This window comes from Evansella vedderi, from assembly GCF_030813435.1.
In the GTDB taxonomy this organism is placed as follows: domain Bacteria; phylum Bacillota; class Bacilli; order Bacillales; family Salisediminibacteriaceae; genus Evansella; species Evansella vedderi.
Window position 1 is genome coordinate 29,279 of sequence record NZ_JAUSUG010000020.1, and the last position, 17,945, is coordinate 47,223.

At 37.4% G+C, this 17,945-nt stretch carries 20 protein-coding genes; 9 read left to right on the top strand and 11 right to left on the bottom strand.

The genetic code is table 11. From position 1 onward, the window contains the following. Positions 1-11 precede the first annotated feature (11 nt). The 3 genes from J2S74_RS20780 to J2S74_RS20790 all read right to left on the bottom strand — a co-directional run bounded on the left by J2S74_RS20780 (position 12) and on the right by J2S74_RS20790 (position 2,941). On the bottom strand, positions 12-878 hold the full coding sequence (locus tag J2S74_RS20780; RefSeq protein WP_307329531.1) for an MFS transporter: 867 nt from the start codon (positions 876-878) through the stop codon (positions 12-14). 28 nt (positions 879-906) lie between these two features. Next, positions 907-1,650, bottom strand: a complete 744-nt coding sequence (locus tag J2S74_RS20785) for a glycerophosphodiester phosphodiesterase (RefSeq protein ID WP_370876046.1) — start codon at positions 1,648-1,650, stop codon at positions 907-909. A gap of 379 nt (positions 1,651-2,029) precedes the next feature. Continuing rightward, positions 2,030-2,941 (bottom strand): VanW family protein, encoded by a 912-nt coding sequence (locus tag J2S74_RS20790; RefSeq protein WP_307329537.1) that lies wholly within the window; start codon positions 2,939-2,941, stop codon positions 2,030-2,032. 161 nt (positions 2,942-3,102) lie between these two features. On the opposite strand from J2S74_RS20790, the gene J2S74_RS20795 reads away from it, so the two are divergent. The 5 genes from J2S74_RS20795 (at position 3,103) to J2S74_RS20815 (ending at position 6,898) form a co-directional block, all read left to right on the top strand. Beyond that, positions 3,103-4,080 (top strand): 2-hydroxyacid dehydrogenase, encoded by a 978-nt coding sequence (locus J2S74_RS20795; protein WP_307329540.1) that lies wholly within the window; start codon positions 3,103-3,105, stop codon positions 4,078-4,080. An 83-nt stretch (positions 4,081-4,163) separates the two neighbouring features. After that, positions 4,164-5,318: a glycerate kinase gene (locus J2S74_RS20800; protein WP_307329541.1), complete on the top strand. Its 1,155-nt coding sequence runs from the start codon at positions 4,164-4,166 to the stop codon at positions 5,316-5,318. Positions 5,319-5,504: 186 nt separating this feature from the next. Beyond that, positions 5,505-5,978, top strand: a complete 474-nt coding sequence (locus tag J2S74_RS20805) for a DinB family protein (protein ID WP_307329544.1) — start codon at positions 5,505-5,507, stop codon at positions 5,976-5,978. 199 nt (positions 5,979-6,177) lie between these two features. Next, on the top strand, positions 6,178-6,543 hold the full coding sequence (locus tag J2S74_RS20810; RefSeq protein WP_307329545.1) for a group I truncated hemoglobin: 366 nt from the start codon (positions 6,178-6,180) through the stop codon (positions 6,541-6,543). A 124-nt stretch (positions 6,544-6,667) separates the two neighbouring features. Further along, positions 6,668-6,898, top strand: coding sequence for an excisionase family DNA-binding protein (locus J2S74_RS20815; protein WP_307329751.1), 231 nt, complete (start codon positions 6,668-6,670; stop codon positions 6,896-6,898). A 28-nt stretch (positions 6,899-6,926) separates the two neighbouring features. On the opposite strand, the gene J2S74_RS20820 is transcribed toward J2S74_RS20815, so the two are convergent. Beyond that, entirely contained in the window at positions 6,927-7,802 is an 876-nt protein-coding gene (locus J2S74_RS20820; RefSeq protein WP_307329548.1) for an AraC family transcriptional regulator, read from the bottom strand. Between the two features lie 121 nt (positions 7,803-7,923). Between J2S74_RS20820 and J2S74_RS20825 the strand changes: the two genes are divergently transcribed. Both J2S74_RS20825 and J2S74_RS20830 read left to right on the top strand, forming a co-directional pair. Beyond that, the gene (locus J2S74_RS20825; RefSeq protein WP_307329549.1) at positions 7,924-9,006 is read left to right on the top strand and encodes a Gfo/Idh/MocA family protein; all 1,083 of its coding nucleotides are present in this window, start codon (positions 7,924-7,926) and stop codon (positions 9,004-9,006) included. Positions 9,007-9,009: 3 nt separating this feature from the next. Then, positions 9,010-9,858, top strand: a complete 849-nt coding sequence (locus tag J2S74_RS20830) for a sugar phosphate isomerase/epimerase family protein (RefSeq protein WP_307329551.1) — start codon at positions 9,010-9,012, stop codon at positions 9,856-9,858. Between the two features lie 69 nt (positions 9,859-9,927). Here J2S74_RS20830 and trmL read toward each other — a convergent pair whose 3' ends face one another. The 7 genes from trmL to J2S74_RS20865 all read right to left on the bottom strand — a co-directional run bounded on the left by trmL (position 9,928) and on the right by J2S74_RS20865 (position 14,944). Beyond that, positions 9,928-10,401 (bottom strand): tRNA (uridine(34)/cytosine(34)/5-carboxymethylaminomethyluridine(34)-2'-O)-methyltransferase TrmL, encoded by a 474-nt coding sequence (gene trmL, locus J2S74_RS20835; protein WP_307329553.1) that lies wholly within the window; start codon positions 10,399-10,401, stop codon positions 9,928-9,930. Positions 10,402-10,513: 112 nt separating this feature from the next. Next, positions 10,514-11,110, bottom strand: coding sequence for a hypothetical protein (locus J2S74_RS20840; RefSeq protein ID WP_307329556.1), 597 nt, complete (start codon positions 11,108-11,110; stop codon positions 10,514-10,516). Positions 11,111-11,119: 9 nt separating this feature from the next. After that, positions 11,120-11,311, bottom strand: coding sequence for a hypothetical protein (locus J2S74_RS20845; RefSeq protein WP_307329559.1), 192 nt, complete (start codon positions 11,309-11,311; stop codon positions 11,120-11,122). 328 nt (positions 11,312-11,639) lie between these two features. Further along, positions 11,640-12,197, bottom strand: coding sequence for a TlpA family protein disulfide reductase (locus J2S74_RS20850; RefSeq protein ID WP_307329562.1), 558 nt, complete (start codon positions 12,195-12,197; stop codon positions 11,640-11,642). After that, positions 12,198-12,734 (bottom strand): MauE/DoxX family redox-associated membrane protein, encoded by a 537-nt coding sequence (locus J2S74_RS20855; protein WP_307329564.1) that lies wholly within the window; start codon positions 12,732-12,734, stop codon positions 12,198-12,200. Positions 12,735-12,914: 180 nt separating this feature from the next. Then, entirely contained in the window at positions 12,915-14,489 is a 1,575-nt protein-coding gene (locus J2S74_RS20860; RefSeq protein ID WP_370876047.1) for an ABC1 kinase family protein, read from the bottom strand. A gap of 323 nt (positions 14,490-14,812) precedes the next feature. Next, positions 14,813-14,944 (bottom strand): DUF4023 domain-containing protein, encoded by a 132-nt coding sequence (locus J2S74_RS20865; RefSeq protein WP_307329570.1) that lies wholly within the window; start codon positions 14,942-14,944, stop codon positions 14,813-14,815. Positions 14,945-15,327: 383 nt separating this feature from the next. Between J2S74_RS20865 and J2S74_RS20870 the strand changes: the two genes are divergently transcribed. Both J2S74_RS20870 and J2S74_RS20875 read left to right on the top strand, forming a co-directional pair. Continuing rightward, positions 15,328-15,528 carry an alpha/beta-type small acid-soluble spore protein gene (locus tag J2S74_RS20870; RefSeq protein WP_307329573.1) on the top strand — a complete coding sequence of 67 codons (201 nt, stop codon included), beginning with the start codon at positions 15,328-15,330 and terminating at the stop codon, positions 15,526-15,528. A 160-nt stretch (positions 15,529-15,688) separates the two neighbouring features. Beyond that, on the top strand, positions 15,689-17,944 hold the full coding sequence (locus J2S74_RS20875; protein ID WP_307329578.1) for a PAS domain-containing sensor histidine kinase: 2,256 nt from the start codon (positions 15,689-15,691) through the stop codon (positions 17,942-17,944). Position 17,945: the final 1 nt, after the last annotated feature.

The following is a 17,945-nucleotide window of genomic DNA, read 5'->3' on the forward strand; positions in this document are numbered from 1 at the left end:
CTTTACCTACCTTACTCCCTAATAGTCCCTGCAGGAATGGCAAACAGGACGAATGCCAGACTAAAGAACCCAAGTGTAAAACCTGCTGTACTTTCTTCCATATTCAAATATTCCACTGCATAAACGGTAAATTGTGCTTCCACCCCCGAATAGCCAATAAAATAAAGAAAGATAGCAATAAGGATAAATAAATGCCCTCTAAACTCCGGTTTCTTTAGTTTACTTAGCCCTTGAAAAAATGATTTAGTTGCTTGCGTTTCCTCTAAATCATCTTCTGCTTTTCCAACATAAGGTGGATGACGGTCAACGGTAAAGTAGAGAAGTAAGAAAGACAAGAGCAATAATAACCCTGCAACAACAAATGGGTAGGCCCTATCGATACCATAAAGTAAAGATAGGCCAAACAGAGCAATAATAGCACCGATGCCACCCATAAGGTTTATGATTCCATTAGCTGTTGAACGTTTTTCCGGAGGAGTATGATCCGGCATAAGAGCAATCACTGGAGCCCTATAGATAGTCATTGCCAAGAGAAAAATAATGTCTACCACAAGGAGTACCCATAAAGTAACTGCGGCACCGTATGGTATTAAGATTAAGAATACTGCGGCAATGGGCATACCAACAACGATAAATGGGAGCCTATTTCCAAGACGGCTGTCTATTTTGTCTGACCATGCACCAATAACGGGAATAAGTAACACGGCTAATAAATTATCAACTCCCATTAGGGCACCTCGGATAGCACGGCTTTCAATATAATCTCCGAGAATAAGGGGCATATAAGCATTATAAAATGTCCAAACGAGGGTCAATGCGAAAAAGCCACTACCGATAACAAAAATTTTCCCATACGAAAATGATTGCTCCTGCTTCATAAGTTCTCCCCCTTGTAATCTATTTCACCTATGTATTAGACAACGCCTTTCTTATTTGAACTGCTTTCTCTGGCCAATCTGTAATAATGGCGGAAGCTTCCCCTTTTATAAGGGAGGTTATATGAGACTCTTCGTTTACGGTGAATGGTCTAACAGGCATGCCTGCTTTCCTTGCTCCCATGAGAAGCTCTGGAACAGCCACTGGTATGTAACAGTGCAATCCATGTGCACCAATTCTTTTTGCATAATCCCAAGGCTCGTAAATTCCTTCCATGAAAATAATTGCCGTTTCTATTTCGGGATCTAATTGATGAATTTCTACAACACTGTAGTGGTTAAAGGAGGAAAGAATGACCCGATCCTTCAAATTGTATTTGTATAAAAGGTCCAAGATAATTTTTTCTATCCCTTGGTATCGGACAACGCCACTCTTTAATTCAATGTTTAGAAGTAATCTGGTTGGAGCAGCCCATTGTAAGACTTCCTCTAAGCTTGGAATAGAAGCACCTTTGAAGGATGGAGCAAACCAGCTTCCTGCATCTAACTCCTGAAGCTCCAGGTATGTGAGGTCCTTGATCCACCCAGTTCCGTTAGTGGTTCTATCTACCGTTTCGTCATGCAAAATGACTGGAACAAGATCCTTTGTTAGGTGTACATCAAATTCAATTCCTTCCGCCCCCGCATCTAATGCTGCTTGAAAGGATTCCATCGTATTCTCTGGATGCGTTCCTGCCGAACCCCTATGGCCAAAAACTAATGTGTTAATGGTCAACAAAATCACCTCAATATTTAGGAATATTTATACTTATTCGCTAACTATTGGTCCTTTTCCTTTAAAATAAGGCTCTGTTAAAGGATATTAATGATATTTAAAAAATTGATTGAAGCGGAAAGCGAGTATCTGAAGCGAAAATCAACATCAATTTTTAACAGAGCTTAAAATAAAAAAGAGGCTGGGACATAACTAAAGTGTTTAATCGGAAATACGAACAATACACTACCTTAGGGAAGTATATTTCCGAAGCGGGTAGATTACACCTACATCAAGTTTGTTCGGATTTCTTATTAGTAAAAATACTTTTGTCCCAGCCTCTAAAATTATTCTATTATTGACAAGATACTAGCAGCAGATCTTTATTCCTTTCTAAAAATTATAGGTTAACGCGTATTTCTTCTGGTTGTTTATTTGGTGCACTAGGTACTTGTCGTGGCTCGTAATTAATAACATCAGAGGAATAAACAGCAATAAAAACCTGTCCTTCATAAGCCTTTGCCCTAATAAGAATGGGCTGGTTATGTATATTTTCGAATGTAAAATCTGGTCCGTACCAGCTAACGGTTGCATCTCTTCCCGGAGGGACATAAGGTACTCGGCGACTATGGGAATAGCGCTGAATGATATTCACTCCAGCTTTGTCTACAGCATTAAATAAAGTGGAGGACACCTGGCAAATACCTCCGCCAATACCCTCGTACAGTTCTCCTTTTACAATAACTGGCGCTGGCAAGTAACCTTTTTCCAACGTTCGTTCTCCAACAACTTCATTAAAGGAAAATATTTCACCTGGAAATACCACATGATTATCTAGTGCTTCGGCGGCAAGGGCTATATTATGGGATCGTTCCTTATTTCTTTTATTGAAGTAAGTAACGTAAGAACCTATTTGCTGTATACGAATATCAGCTAATAATTCACTGTCTACCTTTGGGTGAAGAATAAGCTTCGGAAGTTCGATTCTACCAGGTCCATTATTAAAAAAATATCCATAAAATTCCTCAGTAAATTCTACCCTATCTAATTTATAGCCAAGCCTTCCAGGAATAATTTCTCCTTGATCATTAATTGCAGCATTCTCTGGCGCAGTATACAGTTGTTTATCTAATTTTTCAACAAACTCTTCATATATTTTTTCATCCAATATAGGTTCACCAAGAAAACTAGAAGTAAAGGCATCCCTATTTAAACTTGCAAGGGTATTCCCCTCGTGAATGAGCAGTAAATTGTCGGTATCATTAAAAGGCACAATATGTAAAAGGACTAGCAAGGGAAATAAAAATCTCATATTTAAAAAAACCTCCTTGTTGTTATTATCAGTAAAAATTAAATTTTAATGAGATTTTTTATGTAAATATTGCATTTTTTCTATAAAATAAGTTCACGAAATTTTTTTATAACTTATACTAGTACATAGGATGACTTTAAGGTTAAAGGGGGAGAAATGGATTGAAACCAAAAGTGTATATTACAAGGAAAATTCCCAATGAGGTTTTTGAATATGTAAGTAAATATTGTCAAGTTCGTATGTGGCCGGAAGAAGACACACCTGTACCTAGGCATGTTTTGGAAAAGGAAATAAGGGATGTGGAAGGCATATACTGTCTTCTAACAGAATCTATTGATCAGGATCTTATGGATAAAGGAGAAAATTTAAAGGTAATAAGTAATATGGCAGTGGGCTACAACAATATTGATATAGACAATGCAACCAAAAAAGGAATTGCCGTAACAAACACTCCGGGGGTTTTAACAGAAACGACAGCAGACTTAACCTTTGCTTTGTTAATGGCTACGGCAAGAAGAATTGTGGAGTCAGAACTTTATTTAAGAGAGGGAAAGTGGCAGACTTGGTCACCCATGCTATTGACAGGTCAGGATATTCACGGGGCAACTATTGGTATCATTGGCTTAGGAAGAATAGGAGAAGCATTAGTAAGAAGAGCTAAGGGATTTAATATGAAAGTAATTTATCATAATCGAACACCGAAACCAATAGTAGAGAAGGAGCTTGGAGCAGAATACAGGGAGCTTGATGAACTATTAAAGGAATCTGATTATGTGTGTGTGATGACACCATACACACCGGAAACAAAAAATCTCATTAGTTTTGAACAGTTCTCCTTGATGAAAAAGAATGCTATTTTAATAAACACTTCCCGTGGCGGGATTGTTAATGAGAATGCCCTCTTTGAAGCGTTAAAGTCAAAGAAAATCTGGGGGGCAGGCTTAGATGTTTTTGAGGAGGAGCCATTACCAGTGGATCACCCTTTATTAACATTCCCCAATGTGGTCGTTACCCCCCATATCGGAAGTGCAAGTATTAACACACGTTTAAAAATGGCACAACTAGCAGCGGAAAACCTTGTTGGAATACTTAATGGTGAGGAAGTCAATTACATAGTAAACAAAAATGACTTGAATTAATCCGTCAGTATTCGTTTTATGGGTTCCGTCTTATTCTTTGTTATTTATGAGGGATATATTGTATTAGGAGGAGGGATTTTTAGGTGAAAATTGTTTTGGCTCCTGATTCTTTTAAAGGAGCATTATCAGCAAAAGATATTTGTCATTCATTAGAAGATGGTATAAAGAGTATCATTCCGAATGCAATTGTAACTAGTGTCCCTATGGCTGATGGGGGAGAAGGTACAATGGAAAATATGGTACTTGGAACTAATGGAACGTTCGTTAAAAAAGAAGTAACAGGCCCACTTAAAGAAAAGCTGTCTGCATCTTACGGAATACTTGGGGATAAGGAGACCGTAGTTATTGAAGTAGCAGAAGCCTCAGGTCTCCCTTTAGTTCCTGAAGAAAAACGCAATCCATTATTAACTACCAGCTATGGTACGGGAGAACTAATAAAGGACGCTTTGGACAAAGGTTTTCGAAGATTTATTATTGGTTTAGGTGGAAGTGCAACCAATGATGCAGGTGTTGGTATTCTTAAAGCATTAGGGATGAAGTTCTACAACCAAAAAAATGAGCTGTTGGATGATGGGGGTGGTTCTTTAGGAGAACTCAGTTATATGGATGAGTCCCAATTTGATTCAAGAATAAAGGAATCTACTTTTCTAGTGGCTTGTGATGTAAACAATCCATTATGCGGTAGGAATGGGGCTAGTGCCGTTTTTGGCCCCCAAAAGGGTGCTACAGAAGAAATGATTGAAATACTAGATAATAATTTGAATAGATTTGCGGAAGTAGTATTAGAGGAAAAAGGAAAAGAAATTCGTCAAATCCCAGGTGGAGGAGCAGCGGGTGGAATTGGAGCCTCTTTAGTAACCTTCTTTGGAGCAACCTTACAATCCGGAATTGATTTAGTTATGAAAGAAGTAGAATTTGAAAAACACGTTGCCGGAGCAAATTTAATTATCACTGGGGAAGGGAAATTGGACAGTCAGACCCTTTCAGGGAAAGTAATTATGGGGGTTACGAAAGTCGCAAAAAGAAGGGAAGTACCTGTAATTGCACTTTGTGGCCAATTAGATATAACAAGAAAAGAAATAGATAAGTTAGGACTATTAGGGGCCTTTTCTATTATGAAAAAGCCATGTGACTTAGAAGAGGCCTTCCACCAAACACCGATTTGGACGAGAGATATAATAGAAAATATCATGAGTATCTGGTTATTTTTAGCACGGAACACTAATTTGGGAGAGTGATTCCAACCTTTATTATAAATGATGGTGAAAGGGTAATGTACCAAGAAATAAGGCAATCAGATATTGCAACCAGTACATACTGCATTACCATTTGTCATATAATCAAATGGAATTAGTTATGGCGTTGGAAAGCAAAAACTTATTTATAGAAGTATAGTCAAAATAATACAAGGAGGGATTTACACCATGGAAGAAATCCTTTTTAAACAACTGCAATTCGTCAGAGATAACACCTTAAAAACTTTAGAAACGATCACAGAGGACCACGCAGACCAAATACCTGAGGGCTTCCATAATAATATTCGCTGGAACCTTGGTCATATTTATTTTGTTTTAGAAGTATTCGCTTTTGAGCGAAATGAATTACCAACAAAGCTTCCGCAGGAATTTTATGCACTTTTTGCACCTGGAACTTCGCCAGCTGAATGGAAAAATGCTCCTACACCAACATTAAGTGAGTTAACACTTCTTCTTCAAGAGCAACAAGGTCGTATTAAGACCACTTTAGAAGGAAGACTCCACGAAAAAGCGAAAAACCCTCTCATTACAAAAAGTGGATTAAATCTTGAAACTGTAGGTGAATTCCTAAACTTCAATTTATTCCATGAAGGGGTTCACTTTAGTACAATCCAACTTTACAAACGATTATTACAAAAATAAAAAAATGGAAACATACTAATAGACAAGAAGGAGGCGGTCCTTCTTGTCTATTCATTTGATGAAAAAATGTCGAATAGTGATCTATATCACAGAAATATGTTCTTAGAATTGTTAAGGTAATTACATATTCACAGTGTAAACGTTGTTATTAAAACATCGTTTTTAGAGTTTTCATTCAAAAATATAAGGAGTGTCATGGATGGGAGAACAAGCGCTTTACGAAAAAATTGGTGGCGAAGAAGCTGTAGCAAAAGTCGTAGACTATTTTTACACGGAGTTAGTATTAAAGGACCCAACTGTTAGTCATTTTTTTGAAAATACGGATATGGAAAAACAACGTAAGCATCAAACGAAATTTATAAGCTTTGCCCTAGGGGGACCCAATCAATATACCGGTTCTTCCATGGAAAAAGCACATGAAGGTATGAATATTCAACCTGAGCATTTCAACGCCATTGCCAAACACCTTACGGATGCATTAGCCCATTTTGGCGTAAGTAATGAAGATATTGATCAAGTCATCACGAAAGTAGCGTCTTTAAGGGAAGATATTCTCTATAAATAGCAAAAAAACGTTCCTCCTTTAACCGCGGGGGAACGTTTTTTTCACCTCTTCTAGCATCTGCTTATGGTTTTAGTATAATAGTATTGTCAATTATGAAACCATTAATAATAAAGGAATGAAACAAATGTATTTAACCATAAAGGAAACGGCGGAGTTTCTTGAAGTATCCGAAGAATACATAGAAACCTTAATACACCAAAGAAAAATACGTGCTGTCCATAATGGCGAACAGTTCCTCATTAATAAAGAGCAGTTTAATACCCATGTGGATCAAATGGAAAAATACAGAGAACTTGTACAGGAAATTCTTAATGAGCCAATTCCTGAAGACCCAGATGTGAAGGATGAAGATTAATCAGCCTTATTCCTGCAAAGGGCTCATGTTAATGGGGGCTATATTGTTTTCGGTATTCAGCAGGAGATACCTTTTTCCTTTCTCGGAAAACCCTTGAAAAGGTTTTATATGATCCAAATCCCGATTCTAGTGCAATTTCTGAGATATTTAAATCAGTGGACACAAGCAAGCTGCTGGCATACCTGATACGAATATCATGAAGAAAATCCACAAAATTCTGTCCTATCTGCTTTTTAAACAAATCACTTAAAGAGGAGACGCTCATATTAAAATGCTGTGAGAGCATCGGGAGGGATAATTTTTGTCTGTAATGTTTGTGAATATATTGGATAACATCCCAGATCATCACCTTTTCACGCTTGTTCCATGATGGAAGCGTACCTTCACTTGACAGTTGTTCCCTTCGACAGCGATCAAAAAGAATTAACACCTCTACTAGCTTGGCTAAAATGAGCTCATTTTTCCAGATATTTGCACTTTGGTATTCTAGCAACATATCTGTGAGCACTTCCCTGAACTTTTCGTAAACATTTCCCTCAAATTGAATATAAGATGCTAAACTGTCTTCCGAATCAAATAGCAAGTTATTTATGCCCAGATTTCGACTGGTGTTTATTAATATCCCCATCCCAAAATTACAATTAATTAAACGTAAGGAGTGGCCAGGATCAGTAATTATCTCATGTATTTGGTAGGGCATAACAAACGTAAAGGTACCCGGCTTCATTTCGTGAACAACATCATTAATAATTTCGCGCCCGCTCCCCTCAATAACTAAAGAAAATTCAAAGAATTCGTGCCTATGAGCTTCAAAACCAGCGGGGAGCGTATTTATAGAAATATGAAAGGGGAAGTCTTCATTAGTGGCTGGAAACTCTGTTAAGGATCTAGGTAAGGAAGTCATGCAACAGCACCCCTTGTAAAAAATGAGATATATTTAAAAAAAAATGACAAGACTTTACGTATGTATTTATTTTATCATAAGGTCGATAAGGAATAATATCTCAAACTATCGGAGGGAACAAATGAGCGCAAAAATTAGAATTGGCGTTATTGGAGCAGGTAATATTGGAAACGTTCACATGGAGAACTTTAGTCAATTAACAGATGACGTGGAATTGAAAGCAATAACAGATGTTTATCTTCCATTAGCGGAGAAACGTGCAGAGGAATATGGAATTTCAACCGTTTACGAGACAGCAGAAGATGTGATTAATGATGATTTAGATGCAGTTATTGTAGCTGTACCAAATAAATATCATGCACCCCTTGCCATCCAAGCACTTAAAGCAGGAAAGCATGTCCTTTTAGAAAAGCCAATGGCTATTAACGAGGCGGATGCGAAGGAAATTTACCTTACACAGCAAAGCACGGGTAAAATGGTGATGATTCCTCACCAAATGCGCTGGGAGTCCGTTCCAATGCAAGTAAAGGAGCAGGTGGAAAGAGGAGAGTTAGGTGAAATTTACCATGCAAAAGCAGGTTGGTTCCGTCGTAAAGGAATTCCTGGATGGGGAACTTGGTTTACACAAAAAGCGGAATCAGGCGGGGGACCTTTAATTGATATTGGCGTTCACTTGTTAGACCTTTCTTTATACCTAATGGGGAACAAAAAACCGGTAGCAGTTACAGGGTCCACTTATGCTGAATTTGGTCCGAAAAGAAAAGGAATCGGTACATGGGGAACACCAAACTGGGAAGGATCTTACGATGTGGAAGATATCGCATCTGCCTTTATTCGTATGGAAGACGGAAGTACGTTAACCCTTGATGTGAGCTGGGCGGTACATATGGATACGGACAATCAACCATTTGTTCATCTTCTTGGTTCCGAGGGGGGAGCTTCCATTCGTGGGAATGAAGGCAAGTTTTTAACAGAACGTTTCGATAAGCCAATGGAAATTGCTCTAACAAAGCCAGAAAATGATGAGGGAGAAAGACTAAGACTGAGCCGTCATTTTGTAGAATGCATTCAACAAGGGAAAGAGCCAATTACTTCCGCATTGACTGGGTATACAAATAACCTAATTTTAGAGGCGATTTATGAATCCTCCCGTACCGGTAAAGAAGTAGTATTAAACTGGGACGCTGTCGAAGGGAAGCAATAAAAAATGTTAAAAGGATTAACTAGAGCAGGGCTAGGACAAATTGGTGGAGTGAAAGAATTTATCCAATTAGCTTCTGAATATGGTTTTGAAGCCATCGATACAGATGGTAAGTCCCTCGAAGACTTTATTGCAGCGGAAGGTCTAGAGGGGGCAAAGGCATTTTTACAAGATTATAACGTCCAAATTGGTACCATTGGTTTATCTGTGGAGTGGAGAGGTACGGATGAGGAATACCGGAGTGGTTTACAGCGGCTCGTTGCCGATGGGGAAGCAGCTTCCGCCCTTGGTTGTACTTCTTGTACAACGTATATCCTTCCATCAACAGACTACAATGCTGCACAATTGATGGCAAAGGCTACCACTCGCTTAAGAACGTGCGCGAAAATATTAGGAAGCTTTGGAATAAGCTTAGGATTAGAGTTTGTCGGTCCACACCACTTGAGAACTCGCTGGAAAAATCAGTTTATTTGGGACTTAGCTCAAACGTTAGATTTTATCGATGCAATCGGTGAAAAGAATGTTGGACTACTTGTGGATGCCTATCACTGCTATACTACTGGGCTAAGCAATGAAGAGTTGGCTCAATTGGATACAAGTCAAATTGTTCACGTTCATATAAACGACGCAAAAGATATTCCAGTGGAGGACGTATTAGATAACGATCGTCTATATCCTGGAGAAGGGGTTATTGATCTTGTAGGCTTTCTAAAAGCAGTGAAGGCAACAGGTTATCAAGGTCCTGTAGCACAAGAAATCTTAACACAACAACCGCCTACAGAATCTACAGACATCCTTTTGAAAAAAACACAAGAGGCCTACGCTAAGCTTTATAAAGCAGCAGGTTTAGAATAAGAGCAGTAAGTAAAAAAGTCCTGATGAGATATTCGAATCTCTCAGGACTTTTCATTTAAAGTAACTATTTTACTTTATATTTGGAAACCCTTGCTGTCTTAGTGCTTCATACACAAGAATAGCTGCCGTATTGGACAGGTTAAGGGAACGGACCTTATCTGTTTGGGGAATTCGAAAGCATCGATCACGATTTGCTTCTGTTAAGCTTGCTGGAAGACCTTTTGTTTCTTTTCCAAAAACAAAGAAATAATCCGTTTCAAGATCACTATAGTCAAAGTCATGGTAATATTTTTCACCAATGGTTTCAATGTAAAAGAACTCCCCATTCGGATATTTCGCAAATAATTCTTCTATGGAATCATGATGATGCACCTTCACATCAGGCCAGTAATCACAACCTGCCCTTTTTAACATTCGGTCATCGGTAGAAAAACCTAGTGGGTGGATTAAATGAAGATATGTATTGGTTCCAGCACATGTTCGTGCGATGTTCCCAGTATTCGCCGGAATTTCCGGTTCATGAAGTACAACATGTATTGCCACGAATTCTCACCTCATAAATATCATAAGAAATATATCCTTGTAATCATATCATGTCCAAAAAATAAAAGGAAGGAGAGGCTCCTTCTAAATTTTTGAGAAATAAAATGCAGTCTTATAACAACAACAAATAAGCAACATACAAAACTAATCCTATCAATGCTGCTAAATTTAGTTTTCCAAATAATCTACCCTGTGACCATATTTTATTAATTATTTCAGAATGTTTATCCGTATCGTTGTAACAAGACGCTGCAATGAAAAAAGAGACAAGTGATCTTGAAAGGCCGTATAGGAACCCGATGCTAAGTCCAACAATAGGTGTCATGAAAAATCCCATATAAAGATATAGGATAAAGAATATTGCATATGGATTATACGTAAAAAATCCTGATCCAAGGATAACTCCCCAAATAACCATATTTTTCAATGGAGAATTGTTTACCCAAGAGGTAGGAATTTGCCACTTCATCTGGGGAGTTGGAAGATTAATAAATTTTAGTTCCTTTAAGATGTAAGAAACAAGAAGCAACAGAATAACCGATAATTTTATGGAGGTGGGAACCCATGATATTAAATACTGAATGGTTGCAACAATGAATAAGCCAAACAAAGCTCCAGAGAGTGAAGCGGAAAGAATATAGACAATAGATTTATAAACAAAGGAATTCCACTTTTCCCCTTCACCGAAGGGGGAGACTGCTAGAGTCACATTAATTCCTCAAGCAGATTTGACGGTAATCGTCCCAGAAACCATTGCCAGTAAAGCAATAAGTATGAATTCCATGATTCCGCGCCCCCTATTGATCAAGAAAGTGCATACAACCGCAATCAGCAGTCGATGGGGAATATGGGGAATTGGTAATAGGTGTACAATCGCAACAGACAACACTTCTCCCTTGGTAGGTGTCACACCAACAGCCAGTTATTCGGAAGCCCCAAGCGTGTGATGGTTGAAATCCTTGTGGACATCTCGTTGTTAACCCATATCCACTCCTACACTCTTCCGAGCAGAATAGTCCATTTGGCTGTTGGCAATAGCCTAAATTTTTCTGGATCTCACACCAAGAGCTTGAGGCTCTGCTTCCACCAAAAGGACTCCTGAAAAAGTGCATCATTGAGTAAAACAAATCGTTAAAGTATATATCCACATAAGCGCTCTTCCGCAAGTATTTTGCTATTTTCTCTGAGAATAGTTTACTTTTATAGCTCAATGTACCATACATAGAAAGTATCCCTCCCTAATTTTTATTGACTTTGACAGAATCTAGGTATAATTCCAGTTGTTCCTTCCTGCCACATAACCCTTTATCTTTAACGCCCCCATATTCGTCTACAACAAACGCAAATGGTGTGACACGTACTTTAAAGAGGTAAAAGAGCTCTTTGTTTTTATCCCAAAGAATTTCTCCGCCAATAACATTTTTATTTAACATGGATCGGAGTTTTTTTTCCTCTCCCACAATGATAGTAATAAAATTAATCCTTCCTTTGTACTCTGCTTCTGTATAATTCCAATCTGTGATCATTTCTTGACATGGCTTACAATTAGGAGAAAGAAACAAAATAACGGATGGCTTCGTTACTAACTCCTCCAATGACACTTCTTTCTTTTGACTTATGGAAAAAACAGTATACTTAGGAATGGAATCTTCAATTGCCAGTCCATCCCTGGAAATACCATCACCAGAGCTTAAATATACCTCTCCAAATTGCCTAAACAGCAGAAGTAATAAAAAAGAATGGAATAATGTAAGTACCCAAAGAAGGATTACAGAATAAAAGATAAAGGATTCCATTTAAGAAAAACGCTCCTTATTTTTTAGTTGTCTCATTGTTTCTTTATACACTTGCCATACTTTATGTGCCGCAAGTGTGAGTAGTGTTAAAAATAATCCAATTCCAATATTGGCGGAAGAGTACACTAGCCCATTTAAATACAAAAGAAGAATGAAAACGGTCAAGCCAAGTAGATAGATTACTTTGCCTAAAGTGAAGTAATCCACCTTTGTATCCATCCATTTACCGTAACAGTTGCAATTAGTCTTTTTTCCAGATTTTAAGATACGTAGGATCCCATAGGAAAAACTTATCAGTAGAGAAAGGATAATAGCCAGCCCATACATTCTAGTTGGATCAAATAGTAAGAAAACAGCTCCAAGGATTTCAAGGAAAGGAATTAAACTGGCATATAACAGGGAAAGGCGTTTAGGTAACACTTCAAAATTTATAATGTGATGAACGAAATCTTTCAAGGAAAGTAGCTTACCCATACCTGAAAAGATAAAAAGACTAACGAGATGAAACATAATTATGCTGTAAAGTGAGAGGATCATTATTCCACCTCATTTTATGTTTTTTATACCTTATGTTTTTATAAAGAAAACTGTGCTGTTGTTAAACAATATTGAGCGGCCCGTAAGTTATAGCTAAAGATGGTATTTGCTTCACTCGTCGCAAATACTTCGAGGGTGACACAAAAGGTATGTATTTAACCTTTTGTGTCACCCTCTTTTCTAAAATCTCCCTGATTTAAAAATGGCGTAAAACAGCCAAATTAGCATTATTGCCGCTACACCAAATCCGATTTCTATTGCAGGAATCTCCCATATGATTGTAGATTGTCTTCCAAATGAAGACCCAATGATTAGACCAGTCATAATAATACTAAAGGCCAACAATACAATACTAAAGGATAGCCGATTACTGATATGATCTAATTTACTTAATACTCGCTCTAAATCGGGAAGGCTAAATTCCATTCGTAATTTCCCTTTTTTTATCATGGTTGTCATATCGTCCACACTTCGGGGTAAATCCTTGAGCATTTCCCCATATTCTATTGTATTTCTTAAAAATTTCTCTGCGATATTTTTCGGATGATAGCGTTCCTTCAATAATCTTTTTCCAAATGGTTCCGCTACCTTCACAATACTTATTTCAGGATCTAGTTTCTCCGTAATTCCTTCGGCAGTAAGTAATGTCTTCCCTAATAGGGTTAAGTCAGTTGGAATACGAATATCATGCTCAAAGGCGACCGAAAATAGGTCATTTACTGCCTCACCAAGACTAATTTGACTAAATGGGACATCATAATATTTATCTTGAAGGTCCTCTAAGTCAGCCCTTAATAGATCTTTGTTAACTTCATCTGGAATGACACCCATTTGGGTAATGGCTTTAATAAGTCCATCTATGTTTCTTCCCATCATGGAGATAATAAGAGAGGCAATATGGTCCTTCATCCTTGGTGTAAGACGACCTACCATCCCGAAATCCATAAAGGCAACTACATTGTCAGGTAAAACGAATATATTACCTGGATGTGGATCACCATGGAAAAAGCCTTCCATCAAAATTTGATGGAAGATAGCATGAACAAAACGATCTGCTACTATTTTTCGGTTAAATCCATTTTCTTTTGTTAAGGCTCTGTCGCTTAATTTCATTCCTTTTATATATTCCATCGTTAATATTTTCTCTGAGGAATACTCCCGAAAAACTTTAGGAATAAAAATTCCCTTGTTATCTTCAAATTGCTTCGAGATTTTCTCTGCATTTCGCCCTTCATTTAAGTAGTCTAATTCCATTCGCAAGGACTTGGAAAACTCATTGATGATTTCCTGTATGCCATATCTTCTTCCCCACTCGGTTCTACTATCTGCGAGTATAGCGATATGCTGCAAAATTTCTAAGTCTGTTTTCACTAAATCACTAATCTCTGGACGTTGTATTTTAATAGCAACGGACTCTCCACTATGTAAAACAGCATAGTGAACTTGTCCTATGGAGGCCGTTGCTAACGGAGTTTCATGAAAGCTTTGAAAGAGTGTCTCAATAGGGGCATTTAATTCTAGTTCCAACACTTGTTTTATTTCTTCGAAAGGTAAAGGAGTGACTTGGTCTTGAAGTTTTTCTAGCTCTTCAATCGTGTCTGGAGGAAAGATGTCAGGTCGAGTACTTGCTAATTGCCCCATTTTTATAAAAGTAGGTCCTAGATCTTCTAAAAATAAGCGGATTCGTTCCCCGGTCGTTTTAGAGTGAACCTCTCTCGTATCTTTAATTAATAACCTTTTTGGTATATTAAGCATTTCAATAAGGCCTAATTCCTTAGCGATAAATCCAAAACCATTCCGTGCAAAGGCTTTGCCAATATCTCGATATCTTTGAATATGTCTAATTCGACGTCCCAAGTTCCTCACCACCTCACACAAATAGTCACCTATTATTATGAATTCTTTGGGAAAATAATACAACTTATAATATGCTGGATTAACTCGAAGGAGTGAAAGGCGGCGACTCCCGCGGGAGCCATGGTGGCGACATTGATCCGCCTGTAACGAATTCGAGTGATATTTTAACCTAACACATAGTTGAAAAAACCATGATCAAAAATACGATCATGGTTTTTAATTTATTTATTTGTACTGTGCTGTTTATTAGGTAGCTTTTTACTCGCGTGTCTATGACCTTGACGGTTTTTATTCTGTTCGTCCTTTCTCTGCTTTTCCTGCAGATCTTGTACGAATTCGTGTGTGTTATCCATAACAAAGTTCCTCCTTCTTTCGTAACCTCAACGATACTTTAACCTTTTACTTTAAGAAAAATTCACTTAATGGTAATACATATCTTACCAGATTTTTTCATGAAGAGATGGATATAATCTCCTCTAGAAAAAACTTTACTATCCCAATTGCCAAAGTTGATTCTTTATGAAGGCTGAAGCGTTGCCCACCGGAACCAGGACGGTGACATTACGCCTGTAGCTTATCCAAGCCTCAATAATGTGGGAAACAATAATCGTTTAGAAAACAACCTAGTAAGGAAAATTGGATAACATTACCTGAATATATTTTTTTATTATCTTAAACACTATGACTACACTGATTTCATAATCAGAATCCAATTTTCGAAAGGAGAAATGTTGACATGGCACGTTCAAACAATAACAATCAATTGTTAGTACCTGGAGTTCAACAAGCATTGGATCAAATGAAGTATGAAATTGCACAGGAATTTGGAGTACAGTTAGGAGCAGACACTACTTCCAGAGCTAACGGTTCTGTAGGTGGAGAAATCACTAAGCGCCTTGTTCAAATGGCGGAGCAACAACTAGGTGGATCTCGTTAATTGAAATAGAAGGCAAAATACCCCCGTAGTAATTTCTACGGGGGTATTTTTTCATAAATTTTTCTGTAAAATTAAAGAAAAATTCCGACATAATGTTCCCTTTTCCCCCCATTTTATAAGATAATATAATTAAAGAGCCAATGTTAGGGGGGACCATGTATTGATAAACCAACATTCACTGAAAATGGAAGAGCAAATTATGTACATGCATGCCTTTCAAAATACGACAGTAGGTATGGCAATGGTATCGTTAGATGGTAGGGTAATTAAATGCAATAAGGCCGTTAGTACGATTCTTGGTTATACAGAAGAAGAGTTAACCAATATTAGTTTTTCCAACTATACCCACAAGGAAGACATACAGAGAAGTTATAAAGTTATAAATGAATCCTTGGAAGGACTTCGAGATTCTTATCAAATTGAAAAAAGGTTTATACATAAAAACGGCGAGATTGTTTGGGGATTATTAAACGTTACATTAATAAGGGATGCAGAGGGAGATCCCCTTTATTTTTTATCACAATTAAATGATATAAGTGACAAAAAGGAAACAGAAGAAAAACTAAGGGAGATGGGAAAACAGTTTCAGTTAATTACAGATAATTCCTTAGATAAAATATCTAAACATGCCCTAAACGGGGATTATACCTATGTTTCTCCTGCTTGTGTGAATTTATTAGGCTATACACAAGATGAGCTTATTGGAGTTTCTCCCCTCGACCTATGTCATCCAGATGATATTGCCGTATTGGAAAAACATTTAACAATAGTTCTCAACCAAGGAGAGTTTCATAAATTAACCTTCCGAATGAAACTTAAATCAGGGGAGTATCGATGGTTTGAATCAGCCGGTAAAGGAATTATAGGAGAAAATGGTCAAGTAACGGAGATCCTAACTTTTACTCGAGATATCACCCATAGAAAATCCGTGGAAGAACGTTTAAGGCTGAATGAAAAAAGGTACAAATCTCTTTTTGAAAATAATCCAGACATGTGCTTTATAGTAGATTTACAAGGAAATTATACTTCTATTAATAAAAGCTTTGAGAAGATTACTGGCTATACCTATAAAGAGATTGTTCAGGATGGTATAAATTTTCGTTTCCTTATAGAAAAGGAAGATTTAAAAAAGGTTGAGAAGCATTTTGCTGGTGCGGTAGCAGGGAATGTTCAACGTTATGAGGCTTCTGGGATTAATAAACAGGGGAGAGCAATTATACTCGATGTAGTGAATGCACCGATCATGATTAACAATGAAGTGGTTGGGGTATATGGTATAGCTAAGGATATTTCAAAGCAAAAAGCGGCAGAGGCAGCTTTAAAGCAAGCAAAGACGCAATTAGAGTCTTTTATTGATAATAATGTGGACCCTATCCTCATTTTTAATAAAAATGGAAAGTTACTTAAAGTAAATGAAGCTTTTGAAACTACATATGGTTGGTCCAGAGAAGAGATAATTGGACAAGATCACCTGCATTTAGAATTAATTCCTGAGAAGTATACAGAAAAGGTGAAAATCAATCTTGACACCCTTAAAAGTGGGGCAAAGTTTAAAGGGATTAAATCGAAAAGAAAAACGCGGGACGGGGATATATTAGATGTGGATATTTCTGGTTTTCCAACGGAGGATGAAAAGGGCGAACTAAATGGCTGGGCAATCACCTTGAGGGATGTTACAGAGGCTAAGCTTGCTGAAGAAGTGTTGAGAAACTCAGAGAAATTGTCTGTTGCAGGACAGCTTGCCGCAGGAATTGCCCATGAAATCCGGAATCCAATGACAGCTATTAAAGGATTTATTCAGCTAATGAACCGAGATAAGGAATTTTCCTCGAGATTAAAATATTTTGATATTATTTTAAAGGAGATTAGCAGAATCGAGCTTATTATTAGTGAATTACTTATTTTAGCGAAACCACAAGATGTCAGGGTTACTCAAGCGGATATTACTTCCTTAATAGAAGAGGTAGCGGTTTTATTACAAACTCAAGCTATTTTAAATAACGTAACCATCGAGACGGAATTTGAAAATAATGCACAACTTATTTTTTGCGAAAAAAATCAAATTAAACAAGTATGTATTAATTTTATAAAAAACGCTATTGAGGCAATGCCAAAAGGGGGATTACTACGTATCAAAGTTTCCAATGTAAATGACAAAGGCATTAATATACAATTTATAGATCAAGGATTCGGTATTCCAAGTAACCTGTTAAAAAAATTAGGAGAACCATTTTATACAACAAAAGAAAAAGGGACAGGTTTAGGGTTTATGGTTAGTAAGAAGATTATAGAAAACCATGGCGGGTCATTAACCGTTCAAAGTGAAGAGAACAAGGGAACTACAGTAGAGGTATTTCTTCCACTCCAAAGAAGCAGTGAAGTGGATACGAACACCCATAACTTAATGGAGAACTGAG

Coding starts and splice junctions, on each gene's coding strand:
- J2S74_RS20780 (WP_307329531.1), bottom strand. CDS start 878: ATGAAGCAGGAGCAATCATTTTCGTATGGGAAAATTTTTGTTATCGGT.
- J2S74_RS20790 (WP_307329537.1), bottom strand. CDS start 2,941: ATGAGATTTTTATTTCCCTTGCTAGTCCTTTTACATATTGTGCCTTTT.
- J2S74_RS20805 (WP_307329544.1), top strand. CDS start 5,505: ATGGAAGAAATCCTTTTTAAACAACTGCAATTCGTCAGAGATAACACC.
- J2S74_RS20810 (WP_307329545.1), top strand. CDS start 6,178: ATGGGAGAACAAGCGCTTTACGAAAAAATTGGTGGCGAAGAAGCTGTA.
- J2S74_RS20815 (WP_307329751.1), top strand. CDS start 6,668: ATGTATTTAACCATAAAGGAAACGGCGGAGTTTCTTGAAGTATCCGAA.
- J2S74_RS20820 (WP_307329548.1), bottom strand. CDS start 7,802: ATGACTTCCTTACCTAGATCCTTAACAGAGTTTCCAGCCACTAATGAA.
- J2S74_RS20825 (WP_307329549.1), top strand. CDS start 7,924: ATGAGCGCAAAAATTAGAATTGGCGTTATTGGAGCAGGTAATATTGGA.
- J2S74_RS20830 (WP_307329551.1), top strand. CDS start 9,010: ATGTTAAAAGGATTAACTAGAGCAGGGCTAGGACAAATTGGTGGAGTG.
- J2S74_RS20850 (WP_307329562.1), bottom strand. CDS start 12,197: ATGGAATCCTTTATCTTTTATTCTGTAATCCTTCTTTGGGTACTTACA.
- J2S74_RS20855 (WP_307329564.1), bottom strand. CDS start 12,734: ATGATCCTCTCACTTTACAGCATAATTATGTTTCATCTCGTTAGTCTT.
- J2S74_RS20860 (WP_370876047.1), bottom strand. CDS start 14,489: ATGCTTAATATACCAAAAAGGTTATTAATTAAAGATACGAGAGAGGTT.
- J2S74_RS20865 (WP_307329570.1), bottom strand. CDS start 14,944: ATGGATAACACACACGAATTCGTACAAGATCTGCAGGAAAAGCAGAGA.
- J2S74_RS20870 (WP_307329573.1), top strand. CDS start 15,328: ATGGCACGTTCAAACAATAACAATCAATTGTTAGTACCTGGAGTTCAA.